This window comes from Nostoc spongiaeforme FACHB-130 (genome assembly GCF_014698475.1).
In the GTDB taxonomy this organism is placed as follows: Bacteria; Cyanobacteriota; Cyanobacteriia; order Cyanobacteriales; family Nostocaceae; genus Nostoc_B; species Nostoc_B spongiaeforme.
The window spans coordinates 329,109-355,833 of sequence record NZ_JACJTB010000001.1; the positions used below are offsets into that span (position 1 = coordinate 329,109).

The 26,725-nt window shown below is 40.2% G+C and carries 22 protein-coding genes; 11 read left to right on the forward strand and 11 right to left on the reverse strand.

Annotation, left to right across the window (positions count from 1 at the left end; all coding sequences use genetic code 11):
- Positions 1–18: 18 nt before the first annotated feature.
- The 3 genes from H6G74_RS01295 (at position 19) to H6G74_RS01305 (ending at position 3,657) form a co-directional block, all read left to right on the forward strand.
- Positions 19–855: an endonuclease/exonuclease/phosphatase family protein gene (locus H6G74_RS01295; protein WP_190965931.1), complete on the forward strand. Its 837-nt coding sequence runs from the start codon at positions 19–21 to the stop codon at positions 853–855.
- 9 nt (positions 856–864) lie between these two features.
- Positions 865–2,307 carry a cardiolipin synthase gene (gene cls / locus H6G74_RS01300; RefSeq protein ID WP_190965932.1) on the forward strand — a complete coding sequence of 481 codons (1,443 nt, stop codon included), beginning with the start codon at positions 865–867 and terminating at the stop codon, positions 2,305–2,307.
- A 120-nt stretch (positions 2,308–2,427) separates the two neighbouring features.
- A complete protein-coding gene (locus H6G74_RS01305) occupies positions 2,428–3,657 on the forward strand; it encodes a DUF4336 domain-containing protein (protein ID WP_190965933.1) in 1,230 nt (409 codons plus the stop codon).
- Positions 3,658–3,768: 111 nt separating this feature from the next.
- Here the strand turns inward: H6G74_RS01305 and H6G74_RS01310 are convergent, their stop codons facing one another.
- The 5 genes from H6G74_RS01310 to H6G74_RS01330 all read right to left on the reverse strand — a co-directional run bounded on the left by H6G74_RS01310 (position 3,769) and on the right by H6G74_RS01330 (position 9,900).
- Positions 3,769–5,235 (reverse strand): diguanylate cyclase, encoded by a 1,467-nt coding sequence (locus H6G74_RS01310; protein ID WP_190965934.1) that lies wholly within the window; start codon positions 5,233–5,235, stop codon positions 3,769–3,771.
- Between the two features lie 148 nt (positions 5,236–5,383).
- Positions 5,384–7,117 (reverse strand): Calx-beta domain-containing protein, encoded by a 1,734-nt coding sequence (locus H6G74_RS01315; RefSeq protein ID WP_190965935.1) that lies wholly within the window; start codon positions 7,115–7,117, stop codon positions 5,384–5,386.
- A gap of 418 nt (positions 7,118–7,535) precedes the next feature.
- Positions 7,536–8,225 carry a J domain-containing protein gene (locus H6G74_RS01320; RefSeq protein ID WP_190965936.1) on the reverse strand — a complete coding sequence of 230 codons (690 nt, stop codon included), beginning with the start codon at positions 8,223–8,225 and terminating at the stop codon, positions 7,536–7,538.
- Between the two features lie 15 nt (positions 8,226–8,240).
- Positions 8,241–9,203 (reverse strand): cysteine synthase A, encoded by a 963-nt coding sequence (gene cysK, locus H6G74_RS01325; protein WP_190965937.1) that lies wholly within the window; start codon positions 9,201–9,203, stop codon positions 8,241–8,243.
- Positions 9,204–9,462: 259 nt separating this feature from the next.
- A complete protein-coding gene (locus H6G74_RS01330) occupies positions 9,463–9,900 on the reverse strand; it encodes an RrF2 family transcriptional regulator (RefSeq protein ID WP_190965938.1) in 438 nt (145 codons plus the stop codon).
- 216 nt (positions 9,901–10,116) lie between these two features.
- Here H6G74_RS01330 and H6G74_RS01335 point away from each other — a divergent pair, with 216 nt between their 5' ends.
- Positions 10,117–10,662, forward strand: a complete 546-nt coding sequence (locus H6G74_RS01335; protein WP_190965939.1) for a cytochrome C — start codon at positions 10,117–10,119, stop codon at positions 10,660–10,662.
- Positions 10,663–10,743: 81 nt separating this feature from the next.
- Here H6G74_RS01335 and H6G74_RS01340 read toward each other — a convergent pair whose 3' ends face one another.
- Both H6G74_RS01340 and uvrA read right to left on the reverse strand, forming a co-directional pair.
- On the reverse strand, positions 10,744–12,264 hold the full coding sequence (locus H6G74_RS01340; RefSeq protein ID WP_190965940.1) for a tetratricopeptide repeat protein: 1,521 nt from the start codon (positions 12,262–12,264) through the stop codon (positions 10,744–10,746).
- 85 nt (positions 12,265–12,349) lie between these two features.
- Positions 12,350–15,235 (reverse strand): excinuclease ABC subunit UvrA, encoded by a 2,886-nt coding sequence (uvrA, locus tag H6G74_RS01345; protein WP_190965941.1) that lies wholly within the window; start codon positions 15,233–15,235, stop codon positions 12,350–12,352.
- 334 nt (positions 15,236–15,569) lie between these two features.
- On the opposite strand from uvrA, the gene H6G74_RS01350 reads away from it, so the two are divergent.
- Entirely contained in the window at positions 15,570–16,289 is a 720-nt protein-coding gene (locus H6G74_RS01350; protein WP_190965942.1) for a Uma2 family endonuclease, read from the forward strand.
- A gap of 36 nt (positions 16,290–16,325) precedes the next feature.
- On the opposite strand, the gene H6G74_RS01355 is transcribed toward H6G74_RS01350, so the two are convergent.
- Entirely contained in the window at positions 16,326–16,466 is a 141-nt protein-coding gene (locus tag H6G74_RS01355; protein ID WP_190965943.1) for a hypothetical protein, read from the reverse strand.
- A gap of 287 nt (positions 16,467–16,753) precedes the next feature.
- Between H6G74_RS01355 and H6G74_RS01360 the strand changes: the two genes are divergently transcribed.
- Entirely contained in the window at positions 16,754–17,131 is a 378-nt protein-coding gene (locus tag H6G74_RS01360; RefSeq protein WP_190965944.1) for a Mo-dependent nitrogenase C-terminal domain-containing protein, read from the forward strand.
- A gap of 82 nt (positions 17,132–17,213) precedes the next feature.
- On the opposite strand, the gene H6G74_RS01365 is transcribed toward H6G74_RS01360, so the two are convergent.
- Complete coding sequence (locus H6G74_RS01365; RefSeq protein WP_190965945.1) at positions 17,214–19,154, reverse strand: caspase family protein; 1,941 nt, start codon at positions 19,152–19,154, stop codon at positions 17,214–17,216.
- 348 nt (positions 19,155–19,502) lie between these two features.
- Here H6G74_RS01365 and H6G74_RS01370 point away from each other — a divergent pair, with 348 nt between their 5' ends.
- From H6G74_RS01370 to H6G74_RS01380, 3 genes are all read left to right on the forward strand, one after another.
- Positions 19,503–20,012: a hypothetical protein gene (locus H6G74_RS01370; protein ID WP_190965946.1), complete on the forward strand. Its 510-nt coding sequence runs from the start codon at positions 19,503–19,505 to the stop codon at positions 20,010–20,012.
- 246 nt (positions 20,013–20,258) lie between these two features.
- Positions 20,259–20,432 (forward strand): 50S ribosomal protein L32, encoded by a 174-nt coding sequence (gene rpmF, locus H6G74_RS01375; RefSeq protein ID WP_062293511.1) that lies wholly within the window; start codon positions 20,259–20,261, stop codon positions 20,430–20,432.
- Between the two features lie 401 nt (positions 20,433–20,833).
- Positions 20,834–21,433, forward strand: coding sequence for a sulfite oxidase-like oxidoreductase (locus H6G74_RS01380; RefSeq protein ID WP_190871389.1), 600 nt, complete (start codon positions 20,834–20,836; stop codon positions 21,431–21,433).
- A 114-nt stretch (positions 21,434–21,547) separates the two neighbouring features.
- Here H6G74_RS01380 and H6G74_RS01385 read toward each other — a convergent pair whose 3' ends face one another.
- Positions 21,548–22,930, reverse strand: coding sequence for an aldehyde dehydrogenase (locus H6G74_RS01385; protein WP_190965947.1), 1,383 nt, complete (start codon positions 22,928–22,930; stop codon positions 21,548–21,550).
- A 125-nt stretch (positions 22,931–23,055) separates the two neighbouring features.
- On the reverse strand, positions 23,056–24,201 hold the full coding sequence (locus H6G74_RS01390) for a hybrid sensor histidine kinase/response regulator (RefSeq protein ID WP_190965948.1): 1,146 nt from the start codon (positions 24,199–24,201) through the stop codon (positions 23,056–23,058).
- Between the two features lie 813 nt (positions 24,202–25,014).
- On the opposite strand from H6G74_RS01390, the gene psbA reads away from it, so the two are divergent.
- The gene (gene psbA / locus H6G74_RS01395; protein WP_190591278.1) at positions 25,015–26,097 is read left to right on the forward strand and encodes a photosystem II q(b) protein; all 1,083 of its coding nucleotides are present in this window, start codon (positions 25,015–25,017) and stop codon (positions 26,095–26,097) included.
- Positions 26,098–26,224: 127 nt separating this feature from the next.
- Positions 26,225–26,698 carry a DNA phosphorothioation-associated protein 4 gene (locus tag H6G74_RS01400; protein ID WP_190965949.1) on the forward strand — a complete coding sequence of 158 codons (474 nt, stop codon included), beginning with the start codon at positions 26,225–26,227 and terminating at the stop codon, positions 26,696–26,698.
- Positions 26,699–26,725: the final 27 nt, after the last annotated feature.

Sequence of the window (26,725 nt, forward strand, 5' to 3'; positions counted from 1 at the left end):
GTTTAGTAAATTTGAGTCATGTCTGAGTTCAAAGAAAACATCGCCTCTTTCGCCAGACAGTTTGTTCCCTCTTATCGATTCATCCGCACCCACGAATCTACACTCGGTAACAGTCATGAACTGCAAACAGAACTAAAGCCTCACTCAATTAAGGTTTTAAACTGGAATATTGCTAAAAATAACTTTGACAAAAGTTGGTTTAGAGATTTTTACCGCATTCTCAGACAGTACCAACCTGATTTAATCTTCTGCCAAGAAGTGCGTATGGGTGTAGGTGTTGAACAAATTATTGGGTTTAACAAATTGAGTTGGGCTTATGCACCGAATTTCATTGATACCCATCACCAAACTTATTCAGGGATTTTAACAGCAGCTAATATCAGTCCTCTCAGCAAAAAAGCTATAGTTACTAAACACTATGAACCTTTAGTTAACACTCCCAAGGTTTCATTAATTACAGAATATTCTTTGTCTCACCAGCAAACAACTTTATTAACTATTAATAGTCACTTAATTAATTTTGTTGATTTAAATAAATTTAAAACTCAACTACAAGAAATAGAGTTAGCCTTATCTACACATCGCGGGGCGATTATTTTTGCGGGTGATTTCAATACATGGAATCGTCAACGAGCCATACTTTTAGATAAAGCTGTAACTAAATTAGGGTTAAAGTCAGTAGAATTTGCACCCCATGAAAGTAAGAAGATTAAAAGGTTCCTTTTGTCACCCCCCCTAGATTATATTTTTTATCGAGGATTAACTGAAAAATTAGCCAGTGCTAAAGTTTTAGACGAAATCAATTCATCCGATCACAAGCCATTGCTGGCAGAATTTAGTTATGTCGATATGTAAGAAATAAAGATGCTTGTAGACATTAGCATCCTCACTTTTTTTAGTGCAGCTACCGTTGTCGTTCATGCTTTGGGAATTGCCCATGCTGCCCATGCAGTCATGACTGTGCGTTCTTCCCGTGGTGCGATCGCCTGGAGTATTTCGTTAGTGACATTTCCCTGGCTGGCTTTACCTTTATACTGGATTTTAGGCAGAACTAAATTTCATGGCTATGCTGAAGCCTTACGTTCAGTGTTTTCTGAACATCAAAAATTAGTTCGCCAAGCATATAGCGAAATAACTAAATTTCAAGTTACAGTTCCAGAGAAATTAAAATCACTAGAACCATTAGCAAAAACATTTACAGGTGTTGCTTTTACATCAGGAAATGCTGCCGAATTACTCATTGATGGACAGCAAACATATCCAGCAATGTTAAGTGCGATCGCCTCTGCGAAAAACTATATTTTGCTGCAATCTTACATCGTTGATGATGATGAATCAGGGCATGAGTTTCAAGCCGCTTTAATTGCGAAAGCACAGCAAGGCATTCGGGTTTATTTTCTCTACGATGAAATTGGTTCTAATAAATTACCTCGTACTTATATCAACTCTCTACGCCAAAACTTTATTCAAGTCAGTGCATTTCATACCACCAAAGGTAGAGGTAATCGTTTCCAGCTTAACTTTCGCAACCATCGGAAAATTTTAGTAGTTGATGGTGAAATTGCATTTACTGGTGGGCTAAATATTGGTAATGATTACGTCGGTAAAAATCGTCGTCTCAGTCCTTGGCGCGACACCCATCTAAAATTGCAAGGGCCGACTGTTCAAAGTCTGCAAAGTTCTTTTTTGCAAGATTGGTATTGGGCAAATCGCAAAGTAATCGATGTTAACTGGCAAGTGCAACCCAACTGGGAAGCTAACCAAACAGCATTAATTTTACCTACAGGCCCCGCAGATAAACACAAAGCTTGTCAACTTTTTTTCGTGAATGCTATCAACCAAGCCCAAACTCGTCTGTGGATAGCGACTCCCTATTTTGTTCCAGATGATTCAACTTTGACAGCTTTAAAATTAGCAGCAATGCGCGGTGTAGATGTTCGGATTATTTTACCAAACCGACCAGATCACTTATTTGTTTATCTTTGTTCCTTTTCTTATTACAACGAAATGAAACCCATAAATATCAAGTTTTATCGCTACAAACATGGGTTCATGCACCAAAAAATTATCCTCATTGACAATGATTTAGCAGGAGTAGGCACAGTCAACCTGGATAATCGCTCGTTTTTTCTCAACTTTGAAGTTATGAGTTTTATTATCAATACTCAATTTGTCAACAGCGTTGAGAAAATGCTAAAAACCGATTTAGCTGCTTCTGTCACCGTAGATTTTGCTGAATATGAGCAAAAACCTTTGTGGTTCAAGTTAGCTGTGAGAATCTCTCGGTTACTCACCCCTTTGTTGTAAACTCATTTCATAATCTCTCCGCGTCTTTGCGTTTCTGCGTGAGACACAGAATTTGCTAAACTCCAACTTCGGAGAGAACGAATAAACTGAAGTATTGGGAATTCTCGGAGGGGTTTCAGGGTGGCTTTTGATGAACGTGTAGTAATAGAACAAATTCATCCACAAGATATTTCTTGGCCATTCTGGCCGATTGTGCCACTTTACCCATACAGCAGGCGGCGGACAATTCGCAAAGAAATCATCAAAGACACTATCTGGACTTTTGACCAATTGCAAGGCATTTTTTACGTTGTTGTGCCGATTCGGATGACAGTTGTCAAGCTAGATGCGGGTGGTTTATTGGTTTATGCACCTGTCGCACCCACAAAAGAATGTCTGCAACTGATGAAGGAGTTAGTTGCAGAACATGGTGATGTGAAATATATTATCTTGCCAACTATTTCTGGTATTGAACATAAGGTTTTCGTCGGCCCCTTCGCTAGATGCTTTCCCAATGCACAGGTATTTGTCGCCCCAAATCAATGGAGTTTCCCGCTAAATCTGCCATTGAGTTGGTTGGGTTTACCAGGAAAACGTACTCAAGTATTACCAGAAGATAGCAGTCAAGCGCCTTTTGGTGATGAGTTTGACTATGCAATTTTGAAAACGATTGATTTAGGACTAGGTAAGTTTACAGAAGCGGCATTTCTGCACAAGCGATCGCACACTTTATTAGTCACAGACGCAGTAGTATCTATACCAGAAGAACCACCTGCGATCGTCCAACTCGACCCTTATCCCTTACTCTTCCACGCTAAAGAAAAAGGTTCTGATGTTGTTGCTGATAATCAAGCCAACCGCCGCAAAGGATGGCAACGCATCACCTTATTTGCTTTATACTTTCAGCCCAGTGTTTTAGATGTACCCGCCTGGGGCGAAGTCTTCCGCGATGCCCTCAAAGCCCCAGAACGTTCCCGCAAAGCTTATTTTGGTTTATTTCCCTTTAAATGGCAAAATAACTGGCAAAGGTCATTTCACGCCTTGCGCGGCGATGGGCGTTTGTTTGTCGCACCAGTTTTGCAAGCCCTCATCCTCAACCGCGCACCCAAAGAAACACTTGATTGGGCTGATAAAGTTGCTAGTTGGGATTTTCAGTGGATTATTCCCTGTCATTTTGATGCACCAATTAAAGTCCAACCACAGCAATTTCGCCAAGCATTTTCCTTTTTAGAAAAGCAACCAGTTGCAAGTGCAGGTTTGTTTAACAGTAGTAGTTATCCTTTACCAGAGGATGATTTTAAAATTCTCCGCGATATTGATGCAGGTTTAAATCAAACTGGTATTGTCCCGCCGGCGAAGGAGAAAATTTGAAGTGTGCTTGGTTATTGGGGACAAGGGAGACAAGGTAGAAACATTACTCCCTTGTCTAATCAAACTCAGCACTCCTATCTACCTTGTCTAATCAAACTCAATACTTTCCCATCAAAAACAAATGCGATTACGCCCACTTTTCTTCGCTTCTCTCACTTTATCGCTGGCACGCTGTAAAAAAGAGACAAGGTTATCTTCTGCTATGAGTTCGACAACCCCAAGACTGGTAGTGAGTTGGAATTGTTGACCATTGTAGGCTGTAATAATTTCTGCACTCAGGGCTAGGCGAATTCGTTCTGCTATCTGACATCCTGTATTCAGGTCAGTGTTAGACATGACAATACAAAATTCTTCTCCACCGTAGCGTGTCACCCAATCTCCAGCTCTGATATGAGTTTTAAATACTTGTGCGGCAGTTTTTAAAGCTTGATCACCTGTAGGAAAACCATAGGTGCGATTGACTGCACCAAAATGATCTAAATCTAAAAGTAAGATTGTGAGTTGTTGCTGATATTTATGAGATTTTTCGATTTCACGCGCCAGTAATCTATCGAGATAGCGGCGATTAAATACTTCTGTCAAACCATCGAGTTCAGCTTCGACGCGGTATTTATTGGCTAATCGACTGGCTTTCAGTACCATTTCACTAATCATCCGTTCTGCGGTGACACGAATGCGATGCTCAAAATCAGTTATGAGTTTATCTTGTCCCGAAGCATCGGCGATCGCATCAAATTCTTCAGAAGTGACAACTTGATTACGCCCTTTTTGCTTGGCTGCATATATACATTGATTAATTTCTTGCCATAATTGTTCAATTGAAGCATGTCCTAACATTGAAACCACACCAAAGGAAGCAGTGAGGCGCACAGAAGACATAGCATTGAGCTTAAATTCATGAGCTTCGATTTGAGTTCTGAGAAACTCTGCAAAGGCTTTTCCTTGCTCAATACTCCCACGCATACAAATAGCAAATTTATCGCCGCCTGTCCGCGCCACAATTCCTGCACCTAATGAGTACTTTTGCAGAATTTGTCCAATCTCTTGTAATATCTGATCTCCTGTAATGTGACCATAGCGATCGTTAATAAACTTAAAACGGTCAATATCTAAATAAATCAAAGATATTGGCTCAATATCTTCATTAGATGTTAAAAGATTGATTGCATAATCATTAAATTTACGAAAATTAGCAATTCCTGTTAATTTATCAAGATTAAATAAATGCTTTTGTTGATTGTGCCAAAAACTGCGCTGTAAGCGTAGACCAATTTGCTGATTAATTGCATCATATTGACAGGTTTCATCTTCTGCTTCTAACCAACTAAGCGTAGCCGATTCTTGCTCAATTGTATCTACTAATAATACTGTCGGTTTCCCAACAGTAGTATACAGATGTCTGGCTTTATCTAGGCTTTCAACAACGCTAAAATCGAGTACAATAATGTCAAACTCTTGCTCAAATAAGCTGGAAATATCAACCCTAATCCACTCAAAATTGAGGGGCATATTTGTTGGTTGAGGTAAATCTATTGAACTACACCAAGCAACTCGAATTGCTTTCGTTTGTTCATTCATTAATTTTAAACTTTAGTAACCGATAACAGTATATAGTTAACTTAAAGTTTAACAAGTAAATTCAGCTATGACTAAAACAAGTACTGGACTGTGAAAATATACGTAGACTGGGCATTGTCACCTCAAAGCAAATTAGCTGATTACTGCACTAAAAAATCAAGTTGTTTAAGCTGAAGTTACTAGCAATGAAGTTGCTGACTGTGGCTAAAGTGCTAAAAATTGAGTTGCCATTTAAGCCATCAATATCAAATTGAATCAAAGTACCTGACCCAGATTGTATGCCTTGAATATAACCATCAGCAATGGGATTAATACCTGTGTAATTCAAATGAGTCAAGAGAGTTTGTAAGATTAAAAAATCCTCAGTACTGCTGAAATCAGTAATAGTATCAATACCCTCACCCAGACTGGAAAATACAAATTTATCACTACCAGTACCACCAGTTAGGCGATCGCTACCCGCACCGCCAACCACTGTATCATTACCACCAACTAGAGTGTCATTACCATCTCGACCGTTGAGGGTATCATCATGATCGCCGCGAGACAGTTGATTATCCACTCCCGTACCATTAATTGGGCTATCAGTAATAGTTGTAGTAACAGTATTGCTAGTTCTCGGAATTGCATGAGCAGGGGAGATAATTTGCAGTATAAAGGTTTCATCTTCTTCGTTAATGAAATCATCTAGAATTGGAATATTAATAACTTTACTGGTCTCTTCTGGGTTGACAGTGATAGTGCCGATAGTATTTGTGTAGTCTGTATCTGCTGTAGTTGTAAGGTTAGCAGTGAAATATTGGACAGTGACAGCTTGATTACTGGTTTGAGAAAGACTAACAGTGTAGATGGTGTTTTGATTGCTGCTTTTACCTTCAACTATTGTTTGGTTGGCACTACTTAGCCCAACTGTTGGGACATCAATAATAGGTACACCAACATCTTTTAATATGGCAACATTAAGTGAAGAAATACTATAGCGAAATCCTCGATAAAATTTGACACCATTCATTAAATCTCTAATCAGCTTAACTCCTGGTCTATAACCATCATTTCCTACATGAGTGATGTTACCAAAGGTCAAGGGTACAGGAGAGCCATAAACACTAGTTGCTTGTTTTCCCACAAAGAAAAAATTGCTGCCATCAAAAACAACTTTTTCGTCGAATGTAGATTGATAATTACCTGAGAGTGTGCCATCAAAATTGTTTTTCCAGGCGTTGAAACCAAACACATGACCAAATTCATGGAGTAATAAAGAAACAGCATCTGTTTTATTAATCGGGACAGTAGCAGTTCGTGTTACTGGGTTGGAGTCAAACCATAATTCATTAACTAGATAATCAGGATTAAAGTTAAATTCAATGTCAGGCGTAGCACCATTAGGATCAACCCCTGTGCGAATTTCTGAGATTGCACCTGGTTCATATACTGACAAATTGCCATTTTTATGTACAAAAGATGAAGTTAAACTTCTACCTGTCGCTGTGGGTTCGGGATTAGAAAAATTAACAACAATTTCTAAGTCGGCATTACCTGTAATATATTTGTCCCAACTAGCCCCAGCCGCTAATATATGAGACTTGATGGCAGAGTAGTAGGCAGAAAATTTTCCTGATGGATCATTAAAGGTAATATTAAAATTGAGTACATCTGGATCTGATGTTTCGACAGCATTGGCGTAAGCTCCGTTAATATTGCCTAGGATTGCACTATCAATGACTTCAATTTGCCGCAGTTGAAGAAAATCACTGCTTTGCCACTGCGATCGCCTATGTTCTGCAAAAGCACTATCAAACAAGTTCCAGAAGCTATTTAAACTAGAAAAAGCAGACAGTTGATTTTGTGCCAACCCCAGGGCAGGATTGAATAAGTCACTCATAAACGCTCTTGGTTATATAGACTAAAAATTGATGATTAGACAGGTTTAATAAGAACTAGAAAAAATATCGATGATTAATTCAGTTATATTTGAAGATTTATAAAATAAGCAATAAATACAAATTTATAAGAAGAATTCAGAACTCAGGAGTCAGAATTCAGTATGAATTCTGTACGAGTGGGTGACGAATATTGGTTAAAACCTCGCCCGAAGTCATACTGTTTCACTTTAAGTTTGATACAAATAGACCGCAGGGGGCAGGGAGCAGGGGGCAAGGGGAAAGAATAAAAAAACCATGAATTTGTATCATTTTTTTCGTGAAATGGTATCAAGCGAAAAAAATTAAAATATTCTCGCCTTAAAACTCTACCCACAAGGGAATAGAGTATTCTGAATTCTGAATTCTGACTCCTTTTTATTAATGCACTGAATCTTGGGCTTCGTAGTATAATCTGGTCGCTATGCGAAACATTTCTTGACCTGTGTGCAGATAGCGATCATCATAATTCATGGGAAAGTATGCTAATTCTTCTATGCCATCGGCTACTTGATTGAGGCTGTAGTAGAGATGCGCCGCAGTTCTGGCTAAACTGGGGGGATTAGGCAACGAACGAAAAATAACTTGAGCTTGCTTAATCTCGTCTCGACAAATATCTAAATATTCTTGAAATGATTCTAATAATTGATCATCAAAAGGATCGGCGGCTAATTGCTCAATTTGCTCTTCTAGGGAATCAAGCACTTCACCAAGAACGCTGTTAACTGGTTGATAAATTAAACGTAGCCATTCTTCGACTTGTTCATCAGCATTTTTACCTGATTTTCGATTGGCTTGGTAATGTTTTTGCGCTGATGCTGCCCGTTGTTGGCGATTTTGAGATTCATCTTGCAATTTTTGGTCATAGTCAAGGCGACTTTGGGAATCGCCTAAGACTTCATAAGCAGCGTTGATGCGGATGATTTCATCTTTATCGGCTGTTTCTTGATTGCTGTCAGGATGAAATAATTTCACCAAGCGGCGATAAGCTTGTTTAATCTCCGCTTGGCTGGCATCACGATTAATTTTAAGAGTTTCGTAGTGGTTCTCAGTGTGTTTGGAGTTAACCATTAGTCTAAGTAATTGTTAGCTGACACTGGTAGTTATTTTTGCTTCCAGGTCTTGGAACAATGGTGTACTTAAATACCTTTCGCCAAAACTGGGCTGAATCATGACAATTAAGCGTCCGTTGTTTTCTGGGCGTTGGGCAACTTTAATTGCAGCGCATAAAGCCGCACCACTAGAAATTCCCGATAATAAACCTTCTTCTCTAGCTAACCTTCGTCCATAAGCGATCGCTTCTTCATCAGTAACAGTAATTACTTCATCAATAAACTTCATCTTTAAAACTTGCGGTACAAATCCCGCACCAATCCCTTGGATTTTGTGCGCCCCTGGCTGTCCGCCTGATAAGACTGGGCTATTGGCTGGTTCAACTGCGATCGCCTGAAAACTTGGTTTCCGTGCTTTTAGAACTTCTGCTACACCAGTAATCGTACCACCTGTACCCACTCCGGCAACAATCATATCCACCTGACCCTCGGTATCTTCCCAAATTTCTTCGGCGGTTGTTTCTCGATGGATTTTGGCATTCGCCGGATTGCGAAATTGCTGCAACATGTATGCGTGTGGCGTAGTATTCACTATTTCCTGGGCGCGGCGAATCGCACCACCCATACCTTCCAGCCCCGGAGTCAATTCTAATTCTGCGCCATAAGCGCGTAACATCGCCCGTCGTTCGCCACTCATGGTATCGGGCATTGTCAAAATTAATCGATAACCCTTAGCGGCTGCTACCATTGCTAGGGCGATTCCGGTATTCCCAGAAGTTGGTTCTACTAATACAGTCTTTCCAGGAGAAATCAATCCCTCGGCTTCGGCTGCATTAATCATGCTAATCCCAATGCGGTCTTTTACTGATGCTGATGGGTTCAAGCTTTCTAGCTTAACTACTATTTGTGCTAAACATTCCTCAGCCTGGGGAATGCGATTTAACTGTACTAAGGGCGTACGACCAATAATTTCTGTAATGTTACGGGCAATTCGCATAATATTCCTTTGTAATTAGTCAAGAGTCAAAAGTCCACAGTCAAGAGTAAACACATATCTTGCACTAGGCGACTAGAAGTCACGCCTACACAGGCAAAACCCGCCTATTGCGCTTGCGCTGCGCTTGGCGCACCACGCGGGTTAAAAACCTTGATTTTCGTTAGTCCGCGCAGGCGGACTTTGTTTGTTTAGCCGCGAATTCTATTCGTCGGGGCTAGATGCAAGATGTGAATAAAAACTATTGACCATTGACTAATAACTAAATGTAGTACATGATGTCTAGCTGTTTACGGGCATCTCTTTTTTCACAAAGATCCTGAAGTGTATAATTTTGTAAAACAGCATTTGCAGCTAAACAGGCTTCTTGCCAGACTTCATCGACAACGGCACTATCTACACTTTTGACATTAGAAGTTTCTTCGCTCACACGTACATCTAAACCCTCTAAGCATTCCAAAACTTCATATATCGTAATTTTCCAAGGTTCTTTCGACAATAGGTAGCCACCTTTAGAGCCGCGTTGACTCTTGATGATACCCCCACGTCTTAAGGTTGCCAGAAGTTGTTCTAAATAGCGATCGGGTATGTTTTGTTGAGCCGCGATTTGCCGAATTTGCATCGGTTCGCCGTTTTCGTAATGAGTTGCCATTTCTATGAGGGCAAGAATTGCGTATTCTGATTTACACGATAGTTCCACAGGCTGTCATTAAAGTTGAAGTATGAGGTATGAAGTATGAAATATATATCTTTCACACTTCTTTTAGTATACTCCGGTTCCTTGCTGGGGTTTTTGGATTAATGCGATTAACGTTGAAGAAGGTAGGAGGGAAGTTAAATAAATCCAATATGACGCAACATCAGCAACACGGTATCAGTCACAATGATTAGCTACAAGTCTCTGGGGATGTGAGGAATGTCAAATCTTTTCAAACACCAATCTCGTCAACTCAAAAAACGCCGCCCTTTTGGTTTAGTGTTGGTAATTGTGGCTTGGAGTCTGGTTATGGGTTGGCTATTTGCATCAGCAAGTAGTGTTTACAGTGCGACTCCTACTTCAGAAATCGGCACGGTTGATGTAGTTCCGGCTGCATACAAGCTAGGACAAGAACTATACATTGAGAATTGTGGTAAATGTCATATAGCCCTCCCTCCAGAAGTTTTACCTACCCAAACCTGGAAAAATCTTTTAGAAGACTCCCAACATTATGGTGTGCAACTCCAGCCATTAGTTGATCCGCCGCGAATTTTGGTGTGGCGATATCTGGCTAATTTCTCTCGCAGTCAACGAAATGATGAAGAAACACCCTATCGATTGAATAAATCGCGTCTATTTAAGGCTTTGCATCCCAAAGTTGATTTACCCCGTCCATTACAACTCAGTAGTTGTGTTAGCTGTCATCCCAGTGCCGAGGAATTTAATTTTCGTCGCCTGTCTGCCGAATGGGAAAATTCTAATTGAACAGGACTTACGTACCAATATTTTCTGTCAAAAATTGGTGTAAGGGTGTAAGGGTTTTAGATATTTATGGGGATTTCGCTGTTACCTGGTGCCTTTTAATAATTCATCAAAATGCTGCTTTAATTCCTCCAGGGACACACCCAAAATTTCCGATACAGCTAGGAATAAACTCTCATCCTGAGTCACTTGGTAGAAACTGGCAAGATTACCCAGAGAAATTTCTAAACCATGCTGATCATGAAACTCGACTGTTATCTGTAAATCTTGCAGATAATTGGCTTTTGCTGACTCAAGTTCGCCTAATGCTTCTGCAAGTCTACCAAGTTGAAAATAGCTGCTGGCACAAGAATAGCGATCGCCATATTCCAGATAAATATCTAAAGCCTGTTGATAACTGTGCCTTGCTTGTTCAAATTCTCCCAACTCTTGAGCAGCTCTTCCCAACTGATAATAGGGTCTAGCACAACTATAGCGATCGCCATATTCAATAAAAATAGCCAAAGCTTGTTGATAATAATCTTGTGCCTGACCAAATTCTCGCAGTTCTTGGGCAATCATTCCGAAGTGGTGGTAGGTACTGGCACAACCATAGCGATCGCCATATTCGATTTTGATCTCCAAAGCCTGTTGATAATAATCTCGTGCTTGTTCAAATTCCCGTAACTCTTGGGCAATTATTCCCAATTGATGGTAACTGCTGGCACAACTGTAGCGATCGTCATACTTAATAAAAATATCCAAAGCTTGTTGATAATAATCTCGTGCTTGTTCAAATTCTCGCAATTCTTGGGCAACTATTCCTAATTGGTGATCAGACACAGCCTGCCAAAGTTGTTTTTGTTTGTTGTCTTGACTCTCTAACGCATCATAAATTTCCAAAGTTTTTTCATAAGACTTTCTCGCTTGTTCATACTGCTTGGCTGCTAATTGACATCTACCTAGTCTGGCAATTGCAAATGCAATTTGATAACCAAATTCACCTTTGATAAAGGCTAAAGGATAATTTTCTAACTGCTGGCATACTATTTCGGCCAATTTCAAGTTATTTTGATGCTCACCAATTAAATCAAAATATCTTTTTAAACAAAAATATATGCTGATACTTTCTTGATTTTCTAAACAAATCTGCAACGCATTATAGAGATTTTCATATTCTTGTCTACAGAAGAATATTCCCCACTGTTGTTCTTGAGCATCTTTGGCATTCATCAGACTTTCATAGTAATCTGCCAAACTGCAATAGTAATTTTTAAAGCCCTGACGCAAAGCTGTACGAGTTTCTTCATCTAAAGTTACTAACTTTGTCTGCAAAAAATCGGAAAAAACAGCTTGAATCGTTAACAAGCGCGACTCTTCATTTATTGGTGCAACTAAACCCCAGTTAATTGCCTCTTGAATTGCATCACTAAAGTTATCCAAAGGATAATCATTGAATGGTTCAAAATTTTGTAATTGTTTGACATAATTAGGAATATTTGCGGTGTCAATAAACTTACTAAACTGAGCTAAACACAGCAGCAATGTTTGTGCTGCTGGTGATAAATTACTGTAAGCATGTTCTACACATTCCAAAACACCGTTAATATTATCTTCACTGCTCATAAAATTTTTGGTATATCTGCGGATAATTTCAACACATATCTTGCACCTAGCCCCGAAGAATTGAATTTATGAATACACTTACTAACTACCTCTTCATCGCAGGATACTGTTTTAACACCTGCTGTAAATATTGCCCAGTGTAAGACTTGGGATTTCTCGCCACATCTTCCGGCGTTCCAAAAGCGATGACTTCGCCACCTTTGTCACCACCTTCCGGCCCTAAATCTATCACCCAGTCAGCACAACGAATTACATCTAAATTGTGTTCAATTACTAAAATTGAATTACCTTTATCTACCAATCTTTGCAAAACATCCAATAATTTATGGACATCATAAAAAGATAATCCGGTTGTGGGTTCATCGATTAAATAAAGTGTCTTACCAGTGGCGCGGCGAGATAATTCTGTGGCTAATTTAACGCGCTGTGCTTCACCACCAGATAAGGTGGTTGCGGGTTGTCCCAGTTGAACATAACCCAAGCCAACATCAACTAATGTTTGTAACCTTGTAACTGCTTTGGGAATATTTTGGAAAAAGTCTAAACTTTCCTCAACTGTCATATTGAGAACATCAGAAATAGACTTATCTTTGTATTTGACTTGCAAAGTGTCGCGGTTGTATCTTGCACCTTTACAAACTTCGCACTGTACATATACATCAGGTAAGAAATTCATTTCAATGACGTTGACACCTTGTCCACTGCAAGCTTCGCAACGTCCACCTTTAACGTTAAAAGAAAATTGTCCGGGTTTATAACCTCTGGCTTTGGCTTCAACAGTTTGCGAAAACACATCTCGAATTACATCAAAAACCCCTGTGTAAGTTGCAGGGTTAGAACGAGGTGTGCGCCCGATGGGAGATTGGTCAATTACAATGGCTTTATCTACTGAGTTTAATCCTTGAATCTTTTCTAATTCTTTGGGTAATGGTACTTTCTTTGTTAGGTGATGTTGCAGCGATGGGTAAAGTAATTCGTTAATTAAAGTCGATTTACCTGAACCAGATACACCAGTTACGGCGACAAGTTTACCGAGAGGAATTTCAACATCGATATTTCTTAAATTGTTGCGATGGGCATTTTTAATAATTAAACTGCGTCCATTCCCTTCGCGGCGTTCTGCTGGTGTTTGAATGACTTTTCTACCAGATAAATATGCACCTGTTAAGGATTTTTCTGCTGTTAATAATGCTGGTAAATCACCTTGGGAAATAATATGTCCGCCATGAATTCCTGCACCAGGGCCAATATCAACTAAATAGTCAGCAGCCCGGATGGTTTCTTCATCATGCTCAACTACGATCAAGGTATTGCCTAAATCACGCAATCTAATTAAAGTTTTGAGCAATCTACTGTTATCTCGCTGATGCAAACCAATACTTGGTTCGTCTAAAACGTAGAGAACTCCTGTTAAGCCAGAACCGATTTGTGTAGCTAGGCGAATGCGTTGTGCTTCCCCACCAGAGAGAGTCATTGCGGGACGGTCGAGAGTGAGATAATCTAAGCCAACATCTAATAAAAATTGCAATCTAGCTTTGATTTCTCGCAATACTAAATCGGCAATTTGCATTTGCCGATCGCTTAATTTTAACTGTTCAACTCGCTCCCGACAATCTCTAATCGATACCCCTGTTAAATCTAGAATTCCATATTGTCCCAACTTCACCGCTAAGGCTTCCGGTTTTAAGCGTTTTCCACCGCAAACTTCACAAGGTTGGTCGATTAAATATTGTTCTAATTTTTGTTTAATTAACTCCGAACCACCTTCGTATTGCCGTTGTAATATTGGCAGAACACCTTTAAACTGAGTTTTTGCATTTTCTTTGCTATTTTCTTCGCCATTTAAAATAATTTGCTGTTGTTCTGCTGACAACTTACTCCAATTGGTTTGTAATTCAAAGCCGTGCGCCTGACCCAAACTATACAGCAATTCCAAATAATAAGAATTTTCCTTTTCTGACCAAGGAGCGATCGCAGCGTATACTGGTGCTTCAGCGTCAGGTATAACTAACTCCGCCGAAAATCTTCTTAAACTCCCGATACCATGACAGTGAGGACATGCGCCGTAGGGAGAGTTAAACGAAAACAACCGTGGCGATAACTCTTCCATCACCGCGCCGTGTTCAGGACAGGCGAAGTTTTCGGAAAATACCATTTCTTCTTCTTTGGCTTCTGGTTTCTCAGTAGCGGGACTGATCAAGATAGTTGCGATACCTTCAGATTGCTTTAAACACGTAGACAAAGAATCAACCAAACGCTCTTGGATGCCGTCTTTTTTCACCAAACGGTCAATAACAACTTCAATGGTGTGGGTAATATTTTTATCTAACTCAATCGAGTCTGACAGTTCCCGTACTTCACCATCAACCCGTACCCGCACAAACCCTTGGGAAGCCAAACTCGATAATAGCTTGCGGTGTGTGCCTTTTTTACCCCGCACCACAGGCGCAAGAATTTGAAACTTGGTGCGGTCTGGTAAGTCCATAATACGGTCTACCATCTCGTCGATAGTTTGGGGGGCAATACAGCGATCGCATATTGGACAATGGGGTTCACCAGCCCGACCAAACAATAGCCGCAAATAGTCGTAAATTTCTGTTACTGTCCCCACAGTCGAACGGGGGTTGTGAGAGGTTGATTTTTGGTCAATGGATATCGCCGGACTTAAACCTTCAATGGCTTCCACATCCGGTTTATTTAACTGTCCTAAAAATTGTCTGGCGTAAGCACTGAGAGATTCTACATAACGCCGTTGACCCTCAGCAAAAATCGTATCAAACGCCAGCGAAGATTTACCCGAACCTGATACACCAGTAAATACTATCAGGCGATCGCGCGGCAATTCCAAGTCAATATTCTTCAGATTATGCTGCCTCGCACCCCGAATCCTAATAGTATTTTGGCTATTCTGGTTAGTTTGGGGAAGATGTCCATTGAGAAGGGATGCGGCGGCTAACTTGTTATCTGACATATTGGCAGGCTGATAGTGGGAGGCAGTATGAAACAGTTCTTAATAATACTATTTTTACTCACCTAATACCAGAACAATAGTACTATTTTAAGTAGTGATTGCCCATATTACCCGGATTTCTCACCACACCTTTCAAAGCCTGTGCAGGGGAGCAGGGGAGCAGGGGGGCAGGGGAGAATGAAGGTACTCTCTCCCCTGCCCCTCCGCACCTCTGCCCCTCTGCCCCATCAAACGCCTGAAGCTTGTGAGAAATGCGGGATTACTACTACAGACATCCTCCCGTGTCTGCTAATTTAAAAGCATCACAATTAAACATCCTGCTGAGGGCGAAGCTATGGTAACGCAAATCCAACCGCAGACCCAACCAGAAGTTATCTACCCAGATAGTGACGGACAACCAGTGGCAAATAACACCATACAGTTTCGATGGATTGTTGAAATCAAGCAAAATATCGATTGGCTATTTGCTGCTGATCCTAACGTATTTGTGGCTGGAGACTTGTTTTGGTATCCCGTTGAAGGACGTAATAAGATTTTCAACGCTCCTGATGTTATGGTCGTTCTTGGTAGACCCAAAGGAGATAGATTATCTTACCTGCAATGGAAAGAAGGCGGGATTCCTCCCCAGGTAGTATTTGAAATCCTTTCACCTAGTAATACTCAAGTTGAAATGGACAAAAAATTACTTTTCTATGACCGTTATGGTGTAGAAGAGTATTACATTTATGATCCTGACAGCAATAGCTTACAGGGTTGGTTACGTGGTGAAGATGGATTAGATGTCATTCCCCAGATGGAAGACTGGGTGAGTCCTCGGTTAAAAATCCGCTTTGTACCATCTCCCGAAAGTTTACAACTTTATCGTCCTGATGGAGAGAGTTTTTTAAGCTATTCAGAAATTTCCCAACGCTTAGAACAAGAACACCAACGGGCTGAACAAGCAGAACAAGCAAGACGTAATGCTATTCCTCAACTGTTACAAATGGGTTTAAGTATAGAACAAGTCGCCCAAGCTTTGAGTTTATCTGTGGAAGAAGTGCAAAGGATGTCTTAAGGCATCGCTCACCAGTCGGGAAAGATAAATTGCAAATTAATTGACAATCACTAGAGCGATCGCGTTATTTATTGCAGCAATATCTGAATATCCGTCTTTCTGTCTCGGAAAAATTTGTCTATCTGCTAATTTCATGCTGTAGCTGACGTTTAAATCTGCGACAAATACTGATTTCAATTGTTATATTAAGTTTTATAACTATTAGTCGAAATTCTCTCCAGTGGTAGATGTCTTTATTAGAATTTAAACTGTGTCAAGTTATAAACAAGATCGGAATACTACACTACCGTTTCCGAGAAAATTGCGATTTACTGAACGTAGAAAGAAAGAGGTTCTGATTTAAACAGTTACTTTAATGTCCTATTGTACCTTGGTCAGAACAAGATTTTTCCGGTACGTGTGGTTGTCACGCTGTATATATTCATCAGAAAGGTGAATAACCTCAATAACATAGAGGCTAAACCATGAAGGTATTCGATAATACCACAAAGAAGATTTTTCTGGCAAGCTGGGTTTCACTCAATTCGGCAGAGGTTAGCAAAACCTATGTAACCCAGTTACACAGTCCCAGTTCTCACTCAGGCTTTGATATTTTCTTACCCCTGCGGCAGTGGTTAAACAATATAGAAGTCCGCGATCGCGAATTAGCTCATCGTTTGTGTCAACTGATCCCCGCTCAATGTCCTTTTGAACGCGATATCAAATTATTCGGCAAAACCATCCTACACATCCCACCAATGTGCAAACTCAACCCTTTATATGAGGAAGTCGTGAGTTTGCGTTTCCGCGCCTTGTGCTATCTAGCAGATGAATGCGGCGAGGATGTTTCCCAGTACTGTTAATACAAGTCAAGATTCAATGCTCAATAGTCCATAGTCGAAGTTAATTACTCTTGACTATGGACTATTGATTTTTGACTAATAACTATTTTTTCTGCCATTTACGGATTGCTTCTTGAGCATCTTCATAAACAGATGTTACCTCTGGAACTAAGGTGGCGGTGGTAATGGCGGACTGGAGATCACCTTCAGCAGCACGAGTTTTTGCTAGGTCTAAGATTTTCTCACTCCATTTATTGATTGATTTTTGTGCCAGATCAAACCCTGGCTGACCTTGGGGAACGCGCTTGGCTACTTCAATGGCACGATTGTATGTAGAGGCTTGTCCTGGCTTGATTAAGGCATTAGCCGCATCTAATAAAGTTTTGTTAGCGAGATATTGCTTGGCTTCTTGTCGCCACTGTTTAATTACTGCTTGGGCTTGGGGATAAAGTGAGCTTTCTTTGCTGATTAATTGTGCGGCAGCGATCGCATTAGTATATTGTCTTTGCTTGGCACGACCCTCGGCTAAATTGAGGATCATGTTACTCCAAATATTGATATTTTCTTGGGCTTGTTCGTAAAGCGGTTCACCTGGCAGAATTTTTCTTGCCGTGGCGATCGCTAAACTCAAATCACTGGCTTGAGTTTGTCTGAGAGACATTTTCGCCAAGTCTAATACAGCTTGATTGCGGTTCTTCGACTCAGAAAGGGAAGCTATTTGAGCAGCAGACTGATTTTTCGTGGGAATTACTCGTTCATGGGACTGTGCCGATAAAGCTTCTCGACCTGCCACAAACTTTTCTTGATTGCGGAGAAAAACCACTGTCACCACAGCTACTATTAACATCACACCACCGCCCCAAAAGAAAAATTGTTGCCACCATAAGGTGTTGGCTTTTTTCTCAGGTAAACGTGAGATGTAAGGTTGGGCAACATCGGGAATAAATCTCCCCGCACTTGTTTCTGAAGCAGGGATCGCTAATTGTGCTTGCTGGTTGCCATATTCTTCGTTGGCGATTAAGTCGGGTGATGTAGAAAGTTGTGGTTCTCCCAAAGTGAAGCTGGGAAACTTCAAATCTGGTAATCTGGCAGCAACAGCCGACTGTAAAACCGATGCTTCTCCCCAAATCCCAATATGCGGCGAATTTACGGGATTTTTGGTTGATGTTGGCGCTAAGGGGGGAGCAGCCAAAGCCACAGCAAAGTTTTCTTCTGAAAAAATGCTACCCTCAGCTTCAGTTGTCTCTAATTCATGGGGTGCGGCTTCAGTTGGTTCCAGTGTGCTGGGAACTTCTGTAACTGGATGATTCACCTCTGACTGTGGCAAGATGACAAACGGTTTAGCAGGTACTATCGCCACTGGATTTTGTGTCGGTCGCCAATAGTGTTGGCATAATTCTGGCGTGAACACATTTAAATAGCTATTTAAATCTGCCAAACTACTGCCATGACCAGAACGTAACGCAGCTAACAAAGCCGCAGTAAAAAATCCGTAACCTAGCTCACTACTTTCACGAGAAAATTGTTCTGGTTCGCAAGAAAGAATTGTCGCTAATTGTAATTCTTGCGCTATTTCAATGGTTTCTTGTCCAACGGTTGCATCTGCTTGCGTACTGGAAGCACGGTTAATATCAAGCAGCACCACGGCATTCAGTTCAGCTATATGGAGGCTTTGCAAGAGCGATCGCATTTCGATGGCGGTTTCCTGCATCAACTCAGGATTACCTTCCACCGGCATCAAGTAATCTTGGCTTGCATGGTTAACACCATAACCACTAAAGAAAAACCACAGATAATCCCCTGGTTGCCAACAAGCCGCAGCCAAATCTTCTATCAACAGCAAAATATTTTCTTTTGTGGGATAGGTAGACCTATCCCCAATTGGTGGCGAAGTATCTGTCATTAATAGACAGCGTTGGGGAGAAAAACCTGCTTCTTGAACCAAAAAATCTTTTAGCGCCTCGGCATCGGCTTGGGCGCAACGTAAAGGTTGAAAAAATTGATATTGATTGATGCCGATCGCGATCGCCCAGTGATTTGCCATCCCGCTATTTGTAGGTTGTGATTGACCGTGCCAATTTTAGATTTTGAATTTTGGATTTTGGATTGTTTTTTAGTTCAAATTTGAATGCTTGTCAGCTAAACAAATTGAAAAGACTCTCGATAGCGTAGCCATCATCAATTTAAAATCGCAAATCTAAAATCCAAAATTGGTTGACTTGCCTAAAATTGCGGTTGGCTTTGCCGAAAGAACAAAGCTAACCTATGTCTTATAGTCTCGGAATTTCTCATGAAATTTTAAAGACTATGTAATTTTTATTGCCTTTCATTTCAGTAAAAATTCTTAGACAATTCAATTACAGGCCATTAATTAGTAAGGAGCTTTCAGGTTATGACCAAGAATGTTGCTAACCAACAATCATCGATCATTTCCTTTTTATTTATTAGCCAAGTTATCAAACAAATCCGGATATTTCCATTAATATTTTTGCTCTTTTCTAGCCTACCTGTATGGATTGTGGCAGAAGTAATTTCACCACAGATGGTAAGAGCTTACACAGCTAGAGTTGATTTAATTATTGATAGATTACCAGATGAAAACTATGAAACTACACTGCGGAGAGCCGAAGCCACAGCCAGAGCCGCCGCACAACGCAGTTTTGACCAAGATATATTAGCTACGGATGTATCGATTATTGTCTCCGTACAGAGTTACGGTGCGATCGCACCAATTTTAGCTTTAGAAGTCAGCCGTCCCCAATGGCGTTCCCGTCCTGATGCTCAACTTTGGGCGACTTACTTTAAAACCGCGCGATCGCTATTATTTTTTGAACAAACCCCGACTAACCCTGTCAATATCCCTCCCATCACCACAGTTGCGCCAGCAACAACCACACCGTGACGAGAAAGTGCTGAGTAAAAATACTAGTACAGGTCGGCGTAAATAAACAGACCATAAGAAATTGCGAAAAGGCTTCTAGTATCGTTATTTTTTATTTTTACTTTTGCCTTTTTACTTTTGCCTTGTTGTACTAGCCCCTAGCCTCTAACCCCTAACCCCTTACTTGTAAATTACAGGTAGACCATTGCAGATGCAAAGAGATGGCTTAGAATAGAAAGGTTGTCAAAAATTGCGATATCCGCTACTATGGCTGTCCCTAAGAAGAAAACATCTAAATCTAAACGCGATAAACGTCGAGCTACTTGGAGACATAAAGCTGCTATTGAAGCTCAAAAAGCTTTATCTCTGGGCAAGTCTATTTTGACTGGACGTTCTACATTTGTCTATCCTACTGCTGAAGAAGAGGAAGAAGAATCATAGTTTCCGATTAGGAAAAATCCTAGCATCACCGAAGATTTGAGCGGTGACTTTTACCGCTCAGGCTTTCTGGTATTTGAGCAAAAGTTTTTCCGCAGTTGCTTCCACTCATTAATAGTTTATGCCTATTGTGCAGCAAGTAATCGGATACATAAAAAATCGGTAATGAATAATTCGGAAAATCCATTATCCATTACCTATTACCCATGACTGATGATCAGATAATCATAATCACACAGTAAATTATCTGGATATCCTAACGATGTAGGTGTTCAGCAAAATTAATATTTCTTCTCTGTCTGAGTCTAGTTGTTGATACTCAGGCACTCTGCCACAATCAAAATCAGGTTTAGTTCATCATCTCGAAATAGCCAAGTTTCAATTAACCTAATTTTGCTGAGAATATGTTAGGCAAGTTTTTTCAAAAGCCAGATAAAGAACAGGGTGAACGTGTCCCGCCTGGACAGCATCTCGCCAAAGGTTTCCCTGTGCTAACTTATGGCGCAACACCCAAAGTTAATATTGAAGAGTGGGAATTTCGCGTTTGGGGTGCGGCTAAACCTGCTGTTTTCACTTTGTCAGACTTTATGGCGCTACCACAACACGAATTTACAGCAGATTTCCACTGTGTTACCCGTTGGTCAAAGTTGGATGTCAAGTGGACTGGCATTAAGGTAACAGATTTTATGAATTTGATAGAGGTAGAGAAAGAAGCCGCACACATCATGGAACATTGCTATGGTGGCTACACTACTAATATCGCCATTGAAGATTTTGTCCGGGAAGAAAATTTCTTTGCTTTTCAACTGTTTGGAGAACCATTACCCGCAGAACATGGTGGCCCCTTGCGGTTAGTTGTTCCCCATCTCTACGCTTGGAAAAGTGCCAAGTGGATTAATGGTTTAGAATTTCTCAAGAAAGAAGAACTAGGTTTTTGGGAACGCAACGGTTATCATCGCCGGGGCGAACCTTGGGCAGAAGAACGTTATAGCAGTAGTTTTTGATTTGAGCAAAATCCTCAAAGAATATCCGATATTTTCTTGTGGGATGGGTGTCCTCACCCGTCCTATTCCAAGGGCGGGCAAGATGCCCACTCCACAAGATGAATAATTTATTTTTCACTTAATTAATCGCTTCAAAAAGCCCAATTTGTCTTGATATGGGGCGTAACGCCATTTTAAATCTAACCAGAAGGAGTTACGCAACACGCTTTTATGGTGAGAAAAGGTATCAAAACCCGCTTTACCATGATAGTTACCAATACCACTATCACCTACGCCACCGAAGGGTAAAGATGAAACACCAAGGTGCATTACTGTGTCATTCAGACAAACGCCACCAGAGGAAGTTTCTTGTAAAACTCGTTGTTGCAGATTTTTGTTTTGTGAGAATAGGTATAAAGCTAAGGGTTTTGGTTTGGAATTAATTAAGGCGATCGCTTCTGTAATATCTGTATATTCAATTACTGGTAAAATTGGCCCAAAAATTTCTTCCTGCATTACAGGGTCTGTCAAAGAGACTTGATCAATAATTGTTGGGGCAATATAGCGTTCTTCTAGTTTGCTTTCACCACCAGCAACAATTTCACCTTGATTGAGCAGTTTAATTAATCTTTCACAGTGTTTTTGACTGATAATTCTGGCATAATCAGCACTATTGTAGGGGTTTTCGCCATAAAATTCGGTGAGAGTTTTTTTCAAGCCATTGATTAAGTCTGGCTTAATTTTTTTATCAACTAAAAGATAATCTGGAGCAACACAAGTTTGTCCAGCATTAATAAATTTACCCCAAGTAATCCGTCTAATAGTATGCTCTAAATTAATATCAGCATCAACAATACAAGGACTTTTACCACCTAATTCTAAAGTCACTGGTGTGAGATGTTTTGCTGCGGCTTCCATAACAATTTTACCTACAGCCGTACCACCAGTAAAAAAGATATGGTCAAATTTTTCTGCAAGTAACTTTTGACTGGCTTCAACACCACCTTCTACTACTGTGATAAATTCTGGTGCAAAATATTTAGCCATCATTTTGGCTAACAAACTAGAGGTAGCAGGAGCAATTTCCGAAGGCTTGAGAATGGCGCAATTACCTGCGGCGATCGCACCGACTAAGGGGGCAATAATTAAATTAAAGGGATAATTCCAAGGGCCGATAATTAAAACAACTCCTAAAGGTTCAGCATAAATTTTAGCTGAATAAGAAAAAAACTCGATTGGCACTTCGGCTTTTTGGGGTTTAGCCCAGGAGTGCAAATGTTTAATGGCATAATCAATTTCTTTGGTAACACCAATTTCTGTTGCGTAAGATTCAAATTCTGGTTTCTGAAAGTCTGCTTTTAAAGCTTGTACAATATCAGTTTCGTTATCAATTATTGCTTGTTTGAGAGTTCTAAGTTTTTCTATCCGAAAAGCAATATTTTTGGTTTTACCAGTTTGAAAAAATTGACGTTGCTGAGTAATAAGTTCAGCAATGTTAGATAATTCAGCAGTAATCATGATGTTATCCTCTAATATTTTATCGAGAGGCTAAGATAACCGACTTCTTAAATAAATTGGGTATCTTGCTGTTCACAAATGATTTAGGACTGCTATGGATCATAATTGATCAATTTATTATTTATTCAAGATTTAAGTGGTAAACGAACAACAAATTCGCTGCCTTTACCTAATACAGAATTAACAGAAATCTGTCCTTGATGTGCCTCGACAATTCGGCGAGATAAGTACAGTCCTAAGCCACTACCGGAACTTTTGTGGCTACCTTGACGAAATCTTTGAAACAATGTTGTTTGTTCTTCAGGTGAAATACCCGAACCTGTATCGGCTACCACAATATCAATATAGTCACTACCAGAGATAGATGACGTGCTTCCAGAGGAGGAAATTTCTGGATTTTTATCTGCGGGGGAGAGGCGCACTGCTATATAGCCAGATTCAGTAAATTTAATTGCATTACCTATGAGGTTGGTTAACAAGCGGTGCAGTTCTAAGCGATCGCCCATAATTGTACTGTTAGTTAATTCCTCGGCATATTCCTGTTTAATAGTCAGTGCTTTAGCTGCGGCTAAAGGTGTGAGTTCACCAACTACTTCGGCAATTAATAGCTTTAAATCAACAGGTTGAAACGCCAGGGTTTTGCGTCCGGCTTCAAATCGATACACTTCTAATAAGGTATTGACCATCGAGAGCAAGTTGGCGTTACTACGCGCCATGATGGTGAGTACTTCTCGCATTTGTGCAGATAATTCACCCAAAGCACCTTGCTCAAATAACATTAACATCCGATCAGCCGCGACTAAGGGCGTACGCAAGTCATGGGTGAGTCGAGAAACAAAGTCTTCTCGTTGACGGGCAATTTCATCACGCTCATCCATACTATGCTTGAGTCGCAGGAGCGATCGCACTCTGGCGAGTAATTCATCTACAGTTACAGGTTTACGAATAAAATCATCAGCGCCCAAATCTAATCCACGCGCAACGTTGGGTGCATCGTGTGCTGTAATTAACAAAATTGGAATATATTGCTGCAAGTTCATCTCCCCACGAATGCGCCTGGTAACTTCATAACCATCCATTCCTGGCATCATTAAATCCAGCAATACCAAGTCACAAGGAGATGCTTCTAGTTGAGCTAAAGCGACAAAACCGTTTTCTGCGGTGCTAACTGTATAACTTTCTTCTTCTAGTATGGTTTTAATTAAAAAAACATTATCTGGTGAATCATCAACCACCAAAATTTTGTCAGGGCGCGGCGATAGTGAACTCATGTGTACGGCAGATTTTTGGTAGATGTGAGTTTTTGAGCAAAACTGCTATATTGCTACCACTTTTTACTGATTTGTTTTTTAGCTTACATTCCGCCATTTAAAGTGGCACAATCAGCAATTTTAGTTTAATTGTAGAAAATTACAAGTCTATTAAAACAATACTTCTAGCTTGAAGAATGGCGCTCGCTTCATTTAAAGCAAACCTCTACAAGCAGATATTTATTATCATTCTCAGATAATTAGCATCTATTTATAGAATCTAGGGTTGATAATTATAGTCGACCAAAAAATCAGTATTTTAATTCCTCCAAAGTAACGATAAAGCCTCTGATGCCGCTTCCATAACAGTGTATGGCGAAAAAATAGATTATTTTGTTTATATTTTTTAATAAAAATTATTTAATGGTAATAATTTTAGGATTCTCAGAAAGTTGCGTTCACAGTTTTCACCTTATTTTCGTGGTTTACATACTAAGTCTCTTATGCAGTAAGCTTTGTAGGGTCTTGATTAAATTTTGATTAATTTTAGTCAAATTTGTAAATAAATATAACTTTAAGTTACTAGAAAGTTTATGACCAAAATTCTAGGTGAATTAAAACAGCTATAAACAATGAATATCAAGCCTTGGATGCCTTGAAAGGCTTCTATAAATTCAACTCAAAACTTTACATTTCAGCGAGTAAATATCAAAAAAATATTACAGAATATTAAGTGAAACATCCAAGTAAAGTAAATTCATGTAGACTTATTTCAACAGGCATTAAAAAAATTTGTCTGTTCAATATTTAACTAAACATTGCACTCATAAAACAATGACCACAACCTTACAACAGCGTTCTAACGCTAACGTATGGGAGCGGTTCTGCAATTGGATCACCAGCACCGAAAACCGTATTTATGTCGGTTGGTTCGGTGTATTAATGATTCCTACATTGCTGGCTGCAACCACCTGCTTTGTAATCGCATTCATCGCTGCTCCTCCAGTAGACATCGATGGTATCCGTGAACCCGTTGCTGGTTCTTTGATCTACGGAAACAACATCATCTCTGGCGCAGTTGTTCCTTCTTCTAACGCGATCGGTTTGCACTTCTACCCAATTTGGGAAGCAGCTTCCTTAGATGAGTGGTTGTACAACGGTGGCCCTTACCAATTGGTAATTTTCCACTTCTTGATCGGATGTGCTTGTTACATGGGTCGTCAGTGGGAATTGTCTTACCGCTTAGGTATGCGTCCTTGGATCTGCGTAGCTTACTCTGCTCCTTTGGCTTCTGCTACCGCAGTATTCTTGATCTATCCAATCGGTCAAGGTTCCTTCTCTGATGGTATGCCTTTGGGTATTTCAGGAACATTCAACTTCATGATCGTGTTCCAAGCAGAACACAACATCCTGATGCACCCCTTCCACATGTTAGGTGTGGCTGGTGTATTCGGCGGTTCCTTGTTCTCTGCAATGCACGGTTCTTTGGTAACTTCTTCCTTGGTTCGTGAAACAACCGAAACCGAATCTCAAAACTACGGTTACAAATTCGGTCAAGAAGAAGAAACCTATAACATCGTTGCAGCACACGGTTACTTCGGTCGCTTAATCTTCCAATATGCGTCCTTCAACAACAGCCGTTCCTTGCACTTCTTCTTAGCTGCTTGGCCTGTAGTTGGTATCTGGTTTACTGCTTTAGGTATCAGCACAATGGCGTTCAACTTGAACGGTTTCAACTTCAACCAATCAGTGATTGACTCTCAAGGTCGCGTCATCAACACCTGGGCTGACATCATCAACCGCGCTAACTTGGGTATGGAAGTAATGCACGAGCGTAACGCTCACAACTTCCCCTTAGACTTAGCTGCTGGTGAAGTTACTCCCGTTGCTTTGAATGCTCCTGCAATCAACGGTTAATTTTCTAGAGATTGTCTCTAAATAATTAATAAAAACGCTCTCCTTTTTAGGGGGGCGTTTTTGTTTGCGTTGATTGGGATTATCTTAGCTTTCGGTTATCATAGCTACAACGTGAATATTGAAATCAATGGCTGAAACTGGCAGAATCAGGGTTGCAAAAGATAAAGCAGATTTAGTGAAAGCATTAACATCTTCTGGTGGTGGTACAGGGCCTTTTCAAACCTTTGCTGATGTGATTGTATTTGCAGCAGCCTTAGGTGCAAAGCATAAAAAGCGCGTACCATTAGGCGAAATTTCTAAACGCGAACCATCACCAATCAGATTGGAATATTTCGCTTCGGTGGGAAATGATGTGGTGATTAAATTATTGGGAATAACTGAAACTCAAGATATTAATATCTTATCCATTCATGAAGAAGAATATGCTACTCAACGCAACAGCATTTTTGAAGAGTATGCTAATGGTGGGTTAGAGATATTACAAAATGAGTTGCGTGGAGCAGTTGATTATTCAGAGAGGATTTTATTATTTCTCAGTTATGAAAGAATGAACGAAGATAAACAAGATGAGGAATTTGATTTAAGCAAATTCCTCTCTTGATTTTTCAACACTACTGAAAATTAATAA

What these genes read in the sequence shown, in the direction of transcription:
- H6G74_RS01380 (WP_190871389.1), top strand. Translation starts at nt 20,834, where the DNA reads ATGTTAGGCAAGTTTTTTCAAAAGCCAGATAAAGAACAGGGTGAACGT.
- psbA (WP_190591278.1), top strand. Translation starts at nt 25,015, where the DNA reads ATGACCACAACCTTACAACAGCGTTCTAACGCTAACGTATGGGAGCGG.
- cls (WP_190965932.1), top strand. Translation starts at nt 865, where the DNA reads ATGCTTGTAGACATTAGCATCCTCACTTTTTTTAGTGCAGCTACCGTT.
- H6G74_RS01365 (WP_190965945.1), bottom strand. Translation starts at nt 19,154, where the DNA reads ATGGCAAATCACTGGGCGATCGCGATCGGCATCAATCAATATCAATTT.
- uvrA (WP_190965941.1), bottom strand. Translation starts at nt 15,235, where the DNA reads ATGTCAGATAACAAGTTAGCCGCCGCATCCCTTCTCAATGGACATCTT.
- H6G74_RS01340 (WP_190965940.1), bottom strand. Translation starts at nt 12,264, where the DNA reads ATGAGCAGTGAAGATAATATTAACGGTGTTTTGGAATGTGTAGAACAT.
- H6G74_RS01400 (WP_190965949.1), top strand. Translation starts at nt 26,225, where the DNA reads ATGGCTGAAACTGGCAGAATCAGGGTTGCAAAAGATAAAGCAGATTTA.
- H6G74_RS01320 (WP_190965936.1), bottom strand. Translation starts at nt 8,225, where the DNA reads ATGGTTAACTCCAAACACACTGAGAACCACTACGAAACTCTTAAAATT.
- H6G74_RS01335 (WP_190965939.1), top strand. Translation starts at nt 10,117, where the DNA reads ATGTCAAATCTTTTCAAACACCAATCTCGTCAACTCAAAAAACGCCGC.
- H6G74_RS01390 (WP_190965948.1), bottom strand. Translation starts at nt 24,201, where the DNA reads ATGAGTTCACTATCGCCGCGCCCTGACAAAATTTTGGTGGTTGATGAT.
- H6G74_RS01310 (WP_190965934.1), bottom strand. Translation starts at nt 5,235, where the DNA reads ATGAATGAACAAACGAAAGCAATTCGAGTTGCTTGGTGTAGTTCAATA.
- cysK (WP_190965937.1), bottom strand. Translation starts at nt 9,203, where the DNA reads ATGCGAATTGCCCGTAACATTACAGAAATTATTGGTCGTACGCCCTTA.
- H6G74_RS01370 (WP_190965946.1), top strand. Translation starts at nt 19,503, where the DNA reads ATGACCAAGAATGTTGCTAACCAACAATCATCGATCATTTCCTTTTTA.
- H6G74_RS01315 (WP_190965935.1), bottom strand. Translation starts at nt 7,117, where the DNA reads ATGAGTGACTTATTCAATCCTGCCCTGGGGTTGGCACAAAATCAACTG.
- H6G74_RS01350 (WP_190965942.1), top strand. Translation starts at nt 15,570, where the DNA reads ATGGTAACGCAAATCCAACCGCAGACCCAACCAGAAGTTATCTACCCA.
- H6G74_RS01360 (WP_190965944.1), top strand. Translation starts at nt 16,754, where the DNA reads ATGAAGGTATTCGATAATACCACAAAGAAGATTTTTCTGGCAAGCTGG.
- rpmF (WP_062293511.1), top strand. Translation starts at nt 20,259, where the DNA reads ATGGCTGTCCCTAAGAAGAAAACATCTAAATCTAAACGCGATAAACGT.
- H6G74_RS01295 (WP_190965931.1), top strand. Translation starts at nt 19, where the DNA reads ATGTCTGAGTTCAAAGAAAACATCGCCTCTTTCGCCAGACAGTTTGTT.
- H6G74_RS01385 (WP_190965947.1), bottom strand. Translation starts at nt 22,930, where the DNA reads ATGATTACTGCTGAATTATCTAACATTGCTGAACTTATTACTCAGCAA.